Below are 14,934 nucleotides of genomic sequence, written 5' to 3' on the forward strand. Positions count from 1 at the left end.
GGGCAATGCTTTTCATTTTCACGCAATTTCCTGAGAAAAACCATGTCAGCTCTGAAAAAAAACATCGCGCCTCCTAAACTTCAGATTCCCAAGCCCTATCCAAATTCTAAAAGGATTTATCTTTCAGGGCCGTCAGGAATGAAAATCCCCGCACGTGAAATTTCCCTGACAGACACCCGGCATTCCAATGGACAAACAGAACACAATCCGCCTGTTCGTGTGTATGATCCTTCCGGTCCCTATGGAGACACGGTTCCACACCAGAATGTACGTGAAGGAATTCTGCCCCTCCGTCAGGACTGGATTCGTGCCCGGGGGGACTATGAAATTTCCGATCCGGTGTATGCCGGTGATTCTTCCTTCATGCCACCAACTCCCCGCAAGGTTTTGAAAAGCAAGGGCAACGTGTCACAAATGCATTATGCCAGAAAAGGCATCATCACCCCGGAAATGGAATTTATCGCCATCCGTGAAGGCTTCACTCCGGAATTTGTCAGGCAGGAAGTGGCTGATGGACGGGCAATCATTCCCGCCAACATCAATCATCCTGAACTCGAACCCATGATCATCGGCCAGAAATTTCTGGTGAAGGTCAATGCCAATATCGGCAACTCCGCGGTGACATCTTCCATTGAAGAAGAAGTGGAAAAAATGGTGTGGTCGATCCATTGGGGAACTGACACCATCATGGATCTTTCCACCGGACCACATATTCATGAAACGCGCGAATGGATCATCCGCAATTCTCCTGTTCCGGTCGGGACTGTCCCGATCTATCAGGCACTGGAAAAAGTGAATGGCCGACCGGAAATGCTTTCGTGGGAAATCATGCGCGACACACTCATTGAACAGGCTGAACAGGGTGTGGATTATTTCACCATTCATGCCGGTGTCCTGTTACGTTATATTCCACTCACCGCCCGGCGTCTGACTGGAATCGTCAGTCGCGGCGGATCCATCATGGCCAAATGGTGTCTGGCGCATCATCAGGAAAATTTTCTCTATACCCGTTTTGAAGAAATCTGCGAAATCATGAAAGCGTATGATGTCGCGTTTTCGCTGGGCGATGGTCTGCGGCCCGGTTCAATTGCCGATGCCAATGACGAAGCGCAGTTCGCGGAATTGAAAACACTGGGAGAACTCACAGAAATCGCCTGGAAACATGAGGTTCAGGTCATGATTGAAGGCCCCGGCCATGTGCCCATCCATCTCATTCGTGAAAACATGGACAAAGAACTGGACTGGTGCAAGGGGGCTCCGTTTTACACACTGGGGCCCTTGACCACCGATATCGCACCGGGATATGACCATTTCACTTCAGGCATTGGCGCCGCAATCATTGGTTCCATGGGAACCTCCATGCTGTGCTATGTCACCCCCAAGGAACACCTGGGACTGCCCAATCGGGATGATGTCAAGCAGGGAGTCATTACGTATAAAATCGCGGCGCATGTCGCTGATCTGGGCAAGCAACATCCCCAGGCCAAAGTGAGGGATGACGCCTTGTCCAAAGCACGGTTTGAGTTTCGCTGGGAAGATCAGTTCAACCTGAGTCTCGACCCTGAAACCGCACAGGCCTACCATGATGAAACACTCCCAAGGGAAAATGCCAAGGTGGCACATTTCTGTTCAATGTGCGGTCCCAAATTCTGTTCGATGAAAATCACCCAGGAAATTCGTGATTTTGTGGCTTCTTCAGAAAATATCGCACCAGAAGAAGTTCAGCTCGAAGATAGTGTTCTTCCTGAACAGCTTGAACATAAAATGAAAGAAAAAGCCGACGAATTCAGAGCCACAGGATTCAGGCTCTATCAATAACGTGAGTTCGGGATAAGGATTATCCTGGATAGACATCCTCTTCCAAGGGGAAATTATGAAGCAATCCACTGAGATAATCCATCTTTTAGGGGACTTGTTGGGGTAGGGGGTCGAAACCGGTAAACATGGGATCATACAGTTTTTTGCCCAAACAAGCGATTTTCTACACCCTAGCTTTAACCTGGTGGTTATTGGGTCCTTACTATAATTTGCCCACTGTTTTCAGCCTTTTCAAGCATGGGAGTGTCTAAAATTCCTCCATGAATCGCCTAAAGGAACGCTCTATTTCTGATCCAGTTGCAAGGAACCATCCCACTCGGCAGAAGGTGGATTTTTCAGAAACTCCTGACAACGCTTGCAATACATTTGGGAAACCACATCTTCAGGGTAGATTCCCAGGCAGGTCTCAAAATAGCCTAGGGCTTCCTGAAACTGACGGATATGGAAGTTCATCAGTCCCTGATGATACGGTTGCAAAAGGCTTTGCTTCTGGCTCCGCACCGGTTCTTCATCGGCATTGAATATCTCAAAGATGCTTTCCGGTTGGCTTTTTCCTTTCACTTTCACAAAATCCAGTTCCCGCCACAACAGATCCTGATGCGGATGCAGAAGACGCCAGGTGTGGGAGGAAATGATAATGGGGGCGTGGTATTTTTTGGTCAGTCCTTCCAGTCGTGAAGCCAGATTGACGTTATCCCCCAGCACCGTGGAACTCAGTCGGTCTTCCGAACCCACCGTTCCGAAAATCACGGGGCCACTATGGATGCCAATTCCGATGGCAATCGGTCGATATCCTGAATTTCGACGATGTCCGTTATACACCTTGACGGCTTCCTGCATGGCAATGGCGGCCTGCACTGCATTCTGTGCATCTTCTGCGTCGGTGCTTTCCTGACTGTCAAACAGCGCCATGATGGCATCGCCAATGAATTTGTCCACAAACCCGTGATGGGCATGAATGGGGGCATTCATGCGTTTGAGGTAGGCATTGAGGAAATTCAACAGTTCCTGGGGGGACATGGATTCCGACAGATTCGTGAAACTCCGGATATCTGAAAACAGAACGGTGATCACATCGGTTTCCGCCTTCCCCAACTGCATCTGATCGATGCCGTCTCGTGCCAGTCTTCTCAAAAATTGTTGAGGAACAAATTTCTCGAAAGTCCGGGTCATGGCAGCGACTTTCTCACTTTCTGCCAACTGCATCCGGGTGGTTTTCAGTTCTTCATGCAGACGGGCATTGTTGATGGAGGTAGCGATCTGGGTCACATAGCGCTGAATTTGATAAATCTGTTCTTCCGATAGAGCAAAGGAGCCTTCAAGATTGGAAAATCCAATCATTCCCATCACCTTGCCCTGAACCTCCAAAGGATACATCAGAATAGCCGAAACGGGATTCATCTGATAGGCCTTATAATCGGATTCACAAAACTGTTTTACCAAATCCGGGGTAATCTGAGGGATATAATTGAGGGCATTATAAACCACCGTCTTGACATAAAAGCTGTTGATATTCTCCAACGAAAACATGAGTTGCCGCAACCTGGAAACAATGTTTTGATCCACATTCCCGTATAATTTTTGAAGCCTTAAAGCCTGTTTCTCAGGATCAATCAGAAGAATTCCGATCTGATCAAACCAGAAGATCTCTCTCATGGCTTCCATCGCGGCTTGCATGACTTCATCCAGATTCAGGGTTTTGTTCACAGTCTGAACCACCTGGTTGATATGCGTGATCTCCCGTTCCTTGAGTTGGATTTTTTGATGGATTCTGGCGTTCTGGAAATGATGAGCCAAATTGAGAGCGAGGTTTTCCAGAAGCTGTCGATCACTCTCTGTAAACCCTTGTTCAGGGTCATAGTGCGACACAATCACCAGACCGAAAGATTCCTGTTCGATGGTCAGGGGCACCACCATTTGCTGGATGAGGTGTCGTTGAAAATGCAGTTTGAGCGCCAGTTCCGTCGTTTGATAGCGAGCTAGAGTTTCCCTTTCAAAAATAGCGGTTTTTTGGTGATGGAAGCAGTCATAGGTATACATGGTTTCCGGCGTTACAGGCAGGGCATAGGTCTGACTATAGCGTGAGTCTAATCCGTAATTGGCGTAAAGCCTCAGCGTATTGTTTTCCGTATGATACAGCATAATGGCACCGGAACCTTCCGGACGAATGGCCTGAACGATTTCCTGAATGAAAACCCGGGTGATTTCCTGAATATCCAGATGGACACTGACCTTCTGACTGATTTCATGCACCTGAGACAGATGACGATGAGCCTGACGGCTTTCTTCCACCAGACGGGCATTATTGATGGCAGTGGCAATCTGCGTCACATAGTGCTGGATTTTGAGGATCTCTTCTTCGGTGAGATGAAAGGGTTTCCGGCTATGGGCAATTACCACGGTTCCAATGGCCTGGTTCTGGACAAGCAATGGGCAGAGCAGATAGGCTTTTACAGGAATGTTGTCGTAAAATCTTCGATCCAGCGGCATAAATTTATCAACGACTTCCGGAGTGATGGGTGAAATGTAGGCAAATTCCTGAGTCATGCACACATTGCTCACATAACTGCAATAATCTTTCAGAGGAAAAATCATTTCCTGCGCATTTCTGAAATGCTGTTCGGTAACGCCTTCTACATAATAATGATGCATTCGTAATTCTTTTTTTTGAGCATCCAGCAAAAAAATTCCAATCTGGTCAAATTCAAAAATTTCCTGCAAAGCATCCATGATGGTTTGGACAATCTCATCCAGATCCAGCGTGGTGTTTACCGCCTGAACGACCTGATTGATATGTTGAATTTCTTCCATCGCTTCATGGAGGCTTGCGGTCCGTTCCTGAACCTTGGCTTCCAGTCCCTGCAACAGTTCCAGATTTTGAATGTGAGGTCCCAGTGCCAGTCCGAGTTGATGCAGAAATTCCTGTTCCGCTACACTATAAGCAGAAGAATCGGTTTTTTCGCTAACCAACAGGAGTCCTTTCAGGGCGTCTTCCTGAAATATGGGCAGAATCCATTCCGCATGACTCAGCAGATCCTCCGGTTCCAGGCGGAACTGTTGAATCAGAATCCATTCCGCCACTTCTTCCTGATTCATCGCTCGTTTTAATTCTGACAAACGGCTCAACAGGGGATGCTTCGAGGAGAGGATTACAGGATGTTCACTGTTATTGAGGGGATCTGCCCCAGAAAAAAAACTTGCCTGAAAGCTTTGATACGACCAACCGCTAAAAGAGGAGTCCAGGTTTGTCTGAATCAACAGACTGCACTGACGGGTGGAAAAATGCTTGAACAGGGTGTAGCTGACAAACTGGTAGAGTTCCCGGAAGCGTGTCGCTTGAGATAACATCGCCATCAGGACTTTTAGAACTTGCTGAAGGTTCTCTTTCTCTTGGGGAAAGAACATGTTCAGAAGCAAGGTCCAACTGAGGGAAAATAATTTCAGAGCCAGCATCACCCCCGTGAAGCCAACGAGGGTTCCCAGAGGGGAGTCCCGAAAAAACGGAAGCTCCCACATCAGCATTACAAGCACAATGATGAACCCCGCCAAACCGGTCCAATAGAACAGATTCCGGAGCATCCTCAGCAGTTCCTTGCCATTGTGAACGAGAACCCCATAAGCAAAGAGCAGGATGGGAATAAAGGTAAAATTTCCGGGAGGATACCATTCCATGCCATTCAGGGTCGGGATGTTTCCCAGATTCAGGGTTGCGGTCACCCCAAATCCGACCATGAGGTAGAAGGCACGATGTTTTTCAAAAGTATTTTGGCTGTGAGACCAACTTTGGTAAAAAACAGCACACATATAAAAAAACTCTGCCATCCACAACCCGCTCATCAAATCAAACAAGGGAGCTTTTTGGGCAAAAAATCCCCAGGAATAAGAATACATGTCTTGGAGGTACCACGAGGTCTGAGTCAGCGGTGCCATCAACAGACTGATCCCATAAGAAAGCTTGATCAACCAGCGATGCCGTTGTTCCCCGGTGACCAAAAACAGAAAATGAAGATTGAGTCCAAAAATAAACACAAAAAAGAAATGATCCCAGCGACTGATCTGCAATCCGAGAGCAGGATCGGTAATGAGACCATTGAGCAGAATATCCAGATTCAGAAAGCCATAGAGCAGACAGATTCCGTTGAAAACCCAGGATTCTTTTTTGTGCTCTGCCAGATAGATCAATGCCATCGACAGAAAAAAGCAGGACAGGAAGGAGAGCAAGGGAGGGATTCCATAAGGAATCAGACGCTGAAGAATATGTTCCAGAGAATAAGGACGCAAAATCCAGAATCCCAGAACTATCGCCATTCCATAAGCCAGAGGGAAGAGCCCCTGGAGCAGGGTGTTGATGATCCGTCGTTGGGTATAGACATTGAGATGGAGGAGATCATGACGGAAAATACCATAAGCCATGAATCCCAGAGGCAAAAATCCAAAGTTCCCTACAGGATAGATCACCACTCCTATCACAGGAAACAAACTGTCCAGGAAACTGAGTACCACATTGAGCAAAAATCCACTGAGGACAAAGAGAATTTCCCTCTGGGTTTCAGGAGGATGTTGTTGTTTTAAACCTCTTGCCAACAGGATGATGGAATAAAGGATACATCCCAGGGCGAGGAAGGTCAGAAATTGATAAAGGCCCCCCGTTTGGCTTTGCCAGCCATAGGGGGTATAGAACTTGTCGGTGATATGATAACGGGTTTGGGTGAAAGGCACGACCAGCAGGGTCAGTCCATAAAGTCCGCGTTCCAACCATTGGCGATGCTTGATAGCCAACACCCGATGAACAAAATGGATGGTTACAGGAATGATCAATACATAGATGAGCGCGCTCCACCGTGCCAGAATCAATGCTGTTTCCCGGGAAGACACCACCAGATTGGTTACGGCATTGAAGTACCCCACGGCATGAATCAGGCAATAAAACGTGAATAATTGTTTTTTCTTTTGATTTCCGCCCAACCGGATCATCAGGGAGCCCAAGGCAAGACTGAACAGCATGGTCAGCAACGGAGGCAGGGCATACCCTCCGATGTGTTCTTTGAATAGAGGATAAAAGGTGCCTTCAGGAGACAAAATCCAAAACAGCAGAAACACCCCGAAAGGCGCCCAGACGATCAAAGAGAGCATGGTGGGAATCCTGCTTTGTGCCAGCCAACTTCCGGAAGTGTCCAGAAATTGATGACGGAGCAGACCATACGCCATCAGTCCCAGAGGCAGAAAACCATAATTCTGAAGATAAAGACGCTCTATTCCCAAGGCGTGCAATAAAGCGCTCAACAGGCTCAATATCCCATTCAAAAGGAGCCCTGCAAAAATAAAGAGAATTTCCTGCCGTTTTTCAGGCTTCTGACAATGCCAAAGGCCTGAGATCAGCAAACCCATGGAGTAAAGGGTCACTCCCAACGCGATGAAGGTCAGAAGTTGATAATTCAAGCCCATGTGACTCACCCATACATTTCCCTCGCGGGTCTTGTCCATGATGTGATAGCGGGTGAGTCCAAAGGGAACCAACAGGGTAATGATCAGGTAGATCCCCCGCACGAGTCCCTGACGCTTCCGGATGTCCAGGAATTGATGCACAAAATGCATTCCGATGGGGATGATAAAAACGTAAACCAGAGCCTCCAGTCGGGAGCAGAGCAGCGCCGCTTCTTTGGAAACCAGCAGAATCTGCAGGATGCCATTCAGATAGTCCGTAGCCTGTAGCAGGCAGTAGAGGGTGAATAACTGGTTTTTCCTTTGGGTGCTGCCAGACTGAATGGTCAGGGAAGCCAAAAACAGGCTGGTCAGCAGCGAGAGCAGCAGCGGAATTGTATGGGGAAAGATAAGTTTAGTGTGAATCAGGGACTGCATTTGATAATCATGTTTATGGGAAATTCATCAGGAGTGGAATGCAAGAACACTCCCTTCAGTTAGGTGATCTATGACACATTCAAGGATGGTGGGCAAGAGGGATGAAAAAGACACCCAATAATAAGGTATTGAAAAAAAACTTGAATTTAACAATGTATTCAAATATACGAATATAGTTTTATTCTGAATATTTTATTCCAGATCAATAAATTGGGGTTCTGTGTCCTTTCGAGCTCAAGACGCGAAATTGTTCTCTGCTTGAAAATCCCACATGTTCCTTCGGGATGAACACTTTCTCCAATACTCAAACAGTGCCAGAATACTTTTCTGAAACACTATAGTAATACAGTCAGCATCCGATCTAAAGGAGGACTATGGGAAAGCACAGCATCCGCCGGAGAGATTTCATCAAAATTTCCTCGGCCTTTCTGGCGTCATCAACCATGATGGCAAATGGCTTCAAGCTTCCATGGGAAGCCGGGGAAGTTGTTGCCGCAGGTGATCCTGCCATGGAACAAATCATTCCTTCTGTCTGTGAAATATGTTTCTGGCGTTGCGGCATCAATGGTCATGTCCGTGACGGCAAGCTTTATAAAATCACAGGCAACCCTGATCATCCCCTGAGTAATGGAAAACTTTGTCCCCGGGGAACGGGCGGACATGGCATGTTGTATGACCCCGACCGGCTGGCGCATCCATTGATTCGGGAAACCGTCAATGGCGAATCCAGATTTCGCAAGGCCTCGTGGGATGAAGCATTGACGCTGATCGCGCAACGCTACGAAGAAATTTCAAAAAAATATGGAACTGAAGCCATTGTGATGTTCAGTCATGGTTTTGGCGCGTCATTTTTTAAAACCCTGTTCAAGGCCTATGGCATTGAAACCTTTTCAGCGCCATCCTATGCACAATGTCGTGGTCCCCGCCTGGAAGCTTTCAAACTCACTTATGGCCATGGAGTTGGCAGTCCGGAAGCATTGGATGTAGCCAATAGCGAATACCTGGTGTTGATTGGCTCTCATCTGGGTGAGAACATGCACAACACCGCCGTCCAGGAGTTCGCTGAAATGGTTGGCAAGGGCGGAAAAATTGTTGTGGTTGATCCGAGATATTCGGTCGCCGCAGGCAAAGCCGAAAAATGGTTGCCCATCAAACCGGGAACGGACATGGCGTTATTGCGATCCTGGATTCATATTCTGATCAAGGAAAAACTGTATGATGCTGAGTTTGTGGAAAAAAACACCATTGGTCTGGAAGAACTCTGGGACGGTGTCAAAACGGCTACTCCTGAAAACACGTTTGCCCTTACCGGAATTCCGGTGGAACAAATTGTAAGTGTCGCCAGAGATATGGGGCGCTATGGTTCTAAGGCGTTGATTCACCCCGGAAGGCATGTTGTCTGGTATGGGGATGACACTCAACGAGAGCGCGCGATCGCCATCCTGAATGCGCTTCTGGGAAATTACCGGATGCCGGGCGGAATGTTGAAATACAAATCCTACCCTGTTCCCGGAATCCCATTTCCGAGCCAGCACAATGCGCAGCATAAATTCAAATCAAAATATCCCTTTGCGTCGGATGTTCCGGCCAATGAAATTGTCGAGCAAACGCTGACGGCGGATCCCTATCCCATAAAATCCTGGTTTGTTTATGGAACCAATCTGATTCATTCGCTGGGAGATCAGAAATCAACGATCGAAGCTCTTGAAAAACTGGAATTCATGGTCGCGGTTGATATCCTTCCCATGGAAATCACCGGTTACGCGGATGTGGTTTTGCCGGAATGTACCTATCTGGAACGCTATGACGATCTGGACCCGCGTTCCTTCCGGATACCGCATGTAGCGATACGACAGCCTGTCGTTCCGCCATTGTATGATTCGAAACCCGGACATGAAATTGCTAAAATGATGGCTGAAAAAATGGGTCTGCCCAATTTGTTTCCCGCAAGCATTGAATCCTATCTCGATGATCGCTTGAAACTCATGGGAAGTTCGCTGGCTGAATTCAAGAAAAAAGGTGTCTTGACCAAGAAAGATCCCGCACTTTATCGACAACCCGGTGAAGTGCTTCAATTCAACACGCCTTCCGGCAAAATTGAATTGGCCTCACAGCAATTGAAGTCCATGGGTTTTGACGCTGTGCCGCAGTACACACCGCCGCCGGAAAACCCGCCGGGATATTTCAGATTGCTTTCAGGAAGAGCGCCGATGCACACCTTTGGCCGAACAGCCAATAACCGGTTTCTGGGTGAATTGATGCCTGAAAACGAGTTGTGGGTGAATCAGGTTTCAGGTCGTGACATGGGACTGGAACATGGAGAATATGTGTATCTGGTCAATCAGGATGGATTCAAAAGCCGAACAAAGATCAAAATCAGATTGACCCAGAGAATCCGGCCCGACACGGTATACATGGTTCATGGCTTTGGTCACACAGACCCCCGACTGGAATTTGCACGGAACAAGGGTGCCAGTGACGCGGATCTGATCACGCATCTGTCGGTGGACCCCATCATGGGCGGTACCGGTATGAATAATAATTTTGTCACCTTCACCAGGGAGGCATAATGGCCAGAGAACGCAAATATGCCATGATCATTGATACACGACGTTGCGTAGGTTGTTCAGCCTGTGTTTATGCATGCAAATCAGAAAACGATGTTCCGGAAGGCTATTGCCGGGACTGGATTGTTCAAAAAGTAGAAGGAGTGTTTCCTGAATTGAGTATGGTCAACCGCTCTGAGCGTTGCCAGCACTGCGAAGAAGCACCCTGCGTGACCAATTGTCCGACTGGCGCTTCGTATTATCCCGGTGATGGGACTGTGCAGATTCACCGTGATTTGTGCACGGGGTGCAAAGCCTGTGTCGCGGCCTGTCCCTATGACGCACGCTATATCCATCCCACGGGTTACGCCGATAAATGTTCTTTCTGTCAGCATCGACTTCAGGCGGGATTACAGCCAGCCTGTGTCACCGTTTGTCCTACCAGTTGTCTGACTCTGGTGGATCTGAACAGCAATGATGGAAAAGCGGAATCGCTGCTTGCCGGAAGAGTTGTGACACAGGATAAACTTCATGCCGGTACCAAACCCAAATTATTCTGGTTGATGTAGGGAGGAATTATGGAAATCGTAACCAATAAACTCAATCCCCAGGTTCTTCCGCATCTCCATATCTGGGGCTGGGAAGTACCCATATATCTGTTTCTGGGTGGCCTATCAGCCGGATTGCTGATCATCACGGCCGCCATGATTCTGATGCGAAAAGGTGGAATTTTCAGTAAGGATGAACCTTCGGAAGAATACAGCATGGCCGTAAAAATCGGTTCCGTTCTGTCACCGGTTTTGCTCGGCATCGGCATGTTTTTTCTGTTTCTGGATCTGGAATACAAGATCCATGTCTGGAGGTTTTATACCAATTTTGTTTACACCTCGCCCATGTCCTGGGGGAGTTGGATGCTGATCATCTTTTTTCCCGTTTCAGCCATGCAGGCCTTGGTCGTGAATCGTGAGTATCTGCTCCAAATCAGGCAGGCGGAACCCTTGATTCCCTTGACAAAATGGCTGGAAACTCATTTGAACAAAATCGCAGCGATCAATTTTCACATGGGCGTGGGTGTGGGGGTTTATACCGGAGTTCTGCTTTCCTCGTTTTACGCGAGGCCACTTTGGTCCAGTTCAATATTAGGGTTTGTATTCCTGCTTTCAGGGTTGTCTTCCGCCGCGGCTTTGCTCGTCCTTTTGGCTCCGCGAACTGAAAAAGGACTCTATTCCAAAATTGACATGTACATGATCGCGCTGGAAGGCTTTGCGGTGACTTTGTTCATTGTCGGCGGCATTACCGCTTCAGAAAATGTGAAAGACGCCATGATTTTTCTGATTGGTGGCAGTCGTTATACGCCCTGGTTCTGGATCGTGGTGGTGCTGGGTGGAATGCTGATTCCGCTACTGCTTGAAACACTGGAAGTGATGGAGCGGATCCGGTTTTCCGTGCTGGTTCCACTTCTGGTTCTGTTGGGTGGAATTTCTCTGCGATTTATCATTGTCTATGCGGGGCAAGCCATTCCCACATTTTCATAATCACGGACGAACAGGCATTCGTCTCAATTTTTTTGAGGAACAGGAGGGATTATGGATCATGAAAAACCAATACAACCCCAACCTTACTGGCATAATATCACCGCTGGAATTGGTCTGGGACTGGTGCTGTTGCTGGCCTATTATGTTTCAGGACGCGGCTTGGGCGGATCCGGATTTATCATGCGGGTCACCACTGCGGTTCTCAATCAATTCAGTTCAGAGCATGTCGCCAAACTGAGCTACCTGAACGGTTATTTTGAAAATGGGTCAATCATCTGGAATGATTGGTTGATCATGCAATTTATCGGCATGTTTTTTGGTGGTTTGTTTGGGGCGATAACGGCTGGAAGGTTTGGAAAAGCCATTGAAAAAGGCCCACGAATCACCACTGGCCAACGTTTTTTCTTTGCCGTGCTGGGTGGTGGCATCATTGGCTGGGCGGCACGCCTGGCTCGTGGCTGTACCAGCGGACAGGCACTGAGCGGAGGAGCTACTCTTGCTCTTGGCAGTTGGGTGTTCATGCTGGCTTTATTTGCCGGCGGCTTTATTGGCGGATATTTCGTAAGGAGATTGTGGCTATGACGATCGCACCATTAGTAAAAACCGGTTTTATTTCTTTCGAGATAGATTTGATTGCCGCAGGATTGATCGGCTTCGGCTTCGGCTTCATGCTGGAACGAGCAGGCTTTGGCTCTGCAAAAAAATTGACAGATCAGTGGTATGGTCGGGACTGGAGTGTCTTTCGTGTCATGTTCACTGCCATTGTGACAACCATGTTTGGCATTCTGATTCTTGACGCCTTAAATATCATGCCTTTGGGATCTTTTTATCTCAATGGAACCTATCTTCACTCCCAGTTGATTGGCGGAATCCTCGTTGGTGTGGGATTCGCAATTGGTGGGTACTGTCCCGGAACCTCTGTGGTCGCCATTGCCAGTGGTAAAATCGATGCAATTTTTTATTTATCGGGCATGATGCTGGGCATGTTGATCTTTGCGGAAGGCTGGGACCTGGTGGAAAATTTCATGCAACAGGGCAACATGGGAGATATCACCATTCCCCAATGGCTGGATCTCAATCCATGGTTGGTCGCAACCGTGGTTCTGCTCATTGCCGTTGGCGGTTTTGCTGGCGCCAACTATGTTGAAAAAAAACTTAACACATGAGGTTTTTATGACAGCAATTGCTAAAGATCAGAAATGGGTATTGATTGGGTTTGGGATTGCGGTGCTGGCTCTGCTGGTTCTGACCAATCTTCCACAGACCGCCCGCTGGTATGATAATGTGGAAGATTACCAGATCAGCGAAATCTCGATTGAAGAAATGGCTGGCTGGGTGATTGAGGGACGGAATGATTTTCTGCCGGTTCTGCTGCAAAGCTACAGCGGTCAGAAAGTGGATAACATCCCTGGTGTTCTGCTGATTCCAACTGAGAATCTGACTGAAGAAATCAAGCAAATACCCTATTATAAAAAGTGGGTCATTATCACAGTCGATGGAACGCTGGAAAACAAGTATGCGTCTGTGCTGACCAATGACTGGCGCAGAAGAATCATTCTGCTCAAAGGTGGCCTGCAGGCCTGGGATCAAAAAATCACTAGCAAAACTCCGGATTGGCAATCCATGGACATGAAAGAAATTGATGCGTTGAACAATGTTCGACCTTTTTTCCAGAAAACCTATTTAAATGCTGATGCCGAACGAGAACAGCAAAACCGCTATGTGGCACCGCCTGTTGCCATGCCTCCGCTGTTGCAGAAAAAACCTGAAAAATATGAAGGCTGTTGATTTTCCATCCTCCAAAATCCCCCTGTAAAATCTGAATCTAAAGATCACAGGGGGAAATCCTCAAACAATCCTTGCCAACACCCTCGCCTTTCGTTAAAGGGAATTCAGAACCAATTGCCAGCCACTTGTGTGGCAAAACGGCAGTATTTGATTTTCTTTTCATTCTGGAGTTGAGCATGGATAAATTTGGTATCAAGAGTGTGTTTCCTTTTTCTGTTCTGGCAACCTTCGACGCAACCTGCAAAAACATAGAACCCCTCGTAGATTACATTCCCAATGTGACCCTCATTCAGATCAAGGAAGACCATCCACTGGAAGACGGGCGACAGCGGCGCTATGTCAGATTTCATGGTGATGCCGCCATTCCCGCCATTGCACGGGCGATTCTCAAACCTGAAATGCTCCGCTGGCATGAAGAATTTTTATGCGATTACAATAACTGGGAAGTCAACTGGAACATCATTACCGACGTTTTCACTGAGCATGTGCATTGCAGTGGCAAAACATATTATCGGGAACATCCCGACGGGATTGAAGTAGAATTGCAAGGGGAGTTTTCAATCTCATTGGATCATATTCCCGGAATTCCTTCAGTGATTGTCAGAAAAGCAGTCCAAATTCTGGAACCGATGATTGTCAAACTGATCACACCGAATCTGAAAGAGTTCTTTGAGGCGGCTAAAGAAAAACTGAAGGCTGACGCGATGCGTTAATTTCTGTGTGATAAAAATCCTTCAAAAATCATTTGTCATCCGTCGTTTTTTTTTGTTAAGAACCTAACATCCCGCAGGAACGGTCTTGCAGGGTAATTCCAGCACTTCCAAAACTTTTTATAAAATGAGGACTCATGAAGCCTAACATTCTTATTTTATTTTCTATGACACTGATTCTTCTGGGGTGTTCAATTCCGGGAACTCCCGTGAATAAAGCCTATGATGGAACGTACAACATGCGGTATCACAGATCGAAGATCAATGGAGAAGCTGTTTCTGTTAAAAATTATGAAGCCACTTTTTCGATTACAAAAGGGTTTATTTATCTGCGTTTTCTAAACATGGATAAACAACTGGTAACGGTCAAAGGCGCTGTTTCTCCGGAAGGAAGTATTGTGCTGGACAAGGCAACCATTGGTCAGATTTCCATGACAGCCAGAGTGCAGATGCAGGAAAACGGGGAGTTTCAGGGAACCTATTCTTTTGAAACCATGGGGAACACGATTGAAGGCGAAGTGGATGGTGAACGCATTTCCGCTGATATCTCACAAGACTCACAACCAGCGAACATGAGACAAATGTCCGATATGTTCAATATGTAACGCGTGCACAGCCTTCAGAATCACGTTAAGAACATCCCGTACAAAGATTGGAATTTCAGCACAGTAGAGACGT

General features: G+C 47.3%; 10 protein-coding genes. 9 read left to right on the top strand and 1 reads right to left on the bottom strand.

Annotation, left to right across the window (positions count from 1 at the left end; genetic code table 11):
• Positions 1-42: 42 nt before the first annotated feature.
• Positions 43-1,818 (top strand): phosphomethylpyrimidine synthase ThiC, encoded by a 1,776-nt coding sequence (gene thiC / locus HQM11_12690; protein ID MBF0351883.1) that lies wholly within the window; start codon positions 43-45, stop codon positions 1,816-1,818.
• A 282-nt stretch (positions 1,819-2,100) separates the two neighbouring features.
• Here the strand turns inward: thiC and HQM11_12695 are convergent, their stop codons facing one another.
• On the bottom strand, positions 2,101-7,677 hold the full coding sequence (locus HQM11_12695) for a GAF domain-containing protein (protein ID MBF0351884.1): 5,577 nt from the start codon (positions 7,675-7,677) through the stop codon (positions 2,101-2,103).
• Positions 7,678-8,051: 374 nt separating this feature from the next.
• On the opposite strand from HQM11_12695, the gene HQM11_12700 reads away from it, so the two are divergent.
• The 8 genes from HQM11_12700 (at position 8,052) to HQM11_12735 (ending at position 14,861) form a co-directional block, all read left to right on the top strand.
• Positions 8,052-10,247, top strand: coding sequence for a molybdopterin-dependent oxidoreductase (locus HQM11_12700; GenBank protein MBF0351885.1), 2,196 nt, complete (start codon positions 8,052-8,054; stop codon positions 10,245-10,247).
• Positions 10,247-10,792, top strand: coding sequence for a 4Fe-4S dicluster domain-containing protein (locus HQM11_12705; protein ID MBF0351886.1), 546 nt, complete (start codon positions 10,247-10,249; stop codon positions 10,790-10,792). Before HQM11_12700 ends, HQM11_12705 begins: the two co-directional genes overlap by 1 nt.
• A gap of 9 nt (positions 10,793-10,801) precedes the next feature.
• Positions 10,802-11,758, top strand: a complete 957-nt coding sequence (nrfD, locus tag HQM11_12710; protein MBF0351887.1) for a polysulfide reductase NrfD — start codon at positions 10,802-10,804, stop codon at positions 11,756-11,758.
• Positions 11,759-11,809: 51 nt separating this feature from the next.
• Positions 11,810-12,340, top strand: coding sequence for a YeeE/YedE family protein (locus HQM11_12715; GenBank protein ID MBF0351888.1), 531 nt, complete (start codon positions 11,810-11,812; stop codon positions 12,338-12,340).
• Complete coding sequence (locus HQM11_12720; GenBank protein ID MBF0351889.1) at positions 12,337-12,924, top strand: YeeE/YedE family protein; 588 nt, start codon at positions 12,337-12,339, stop codon at positions 12,922-12,924. The genes HQM11_12715 and HQM11_12720 overlap by 4 nt, the downstream gene beginning before the upstream one ends.
• 7 nt (positions 12,925-12,931) lie before the next feature.
• Complete coding sequence (locus HQM11_12725) at positions 12,932-13,546, top strand: hypothetical protein (protein MBF0351890.1); 615 nt, start codon at positions 12,932-12,934, stop codon at positions 13,544-13,546.
• Between the two features lie 176 nt (positions 13,547-13,722).
• The gene (locus tag HQM11_12730; protein MBF0351891.1) at positions 13,723-14,259 is read left to right on the top strand and encodes a hypothetical protein; all 537 of its coding nucleotides are present in this window, start codon (positions 13,723-13,725) and stop codon (positions 14,257-14,259) included.
• A 134-nt stretch (positions 14,260-14,393) separates the two neighbouring features.
• The gene (locus HQM11_12735; protein MBF0351892.1) at positions 14,394-14,861 is read left to right on the top strand and encodes a hypothetical protein; all 468 of its coding nucleotides are present in this window, start codon (positions 14,394-14,396) and stop codon (positions 14,859-14,861) included.
• Positions 14,862-14,934 lie beyond the last annotated feature (73 nt).

This window comes from SAR324 cluster bacterium (genome assembly GCA_015232315.1).
Classification (GTDB): domain Bacteria; phylum SAR324; class SAR324; order SAR324; family NAC60-12; genus JADFZZ01.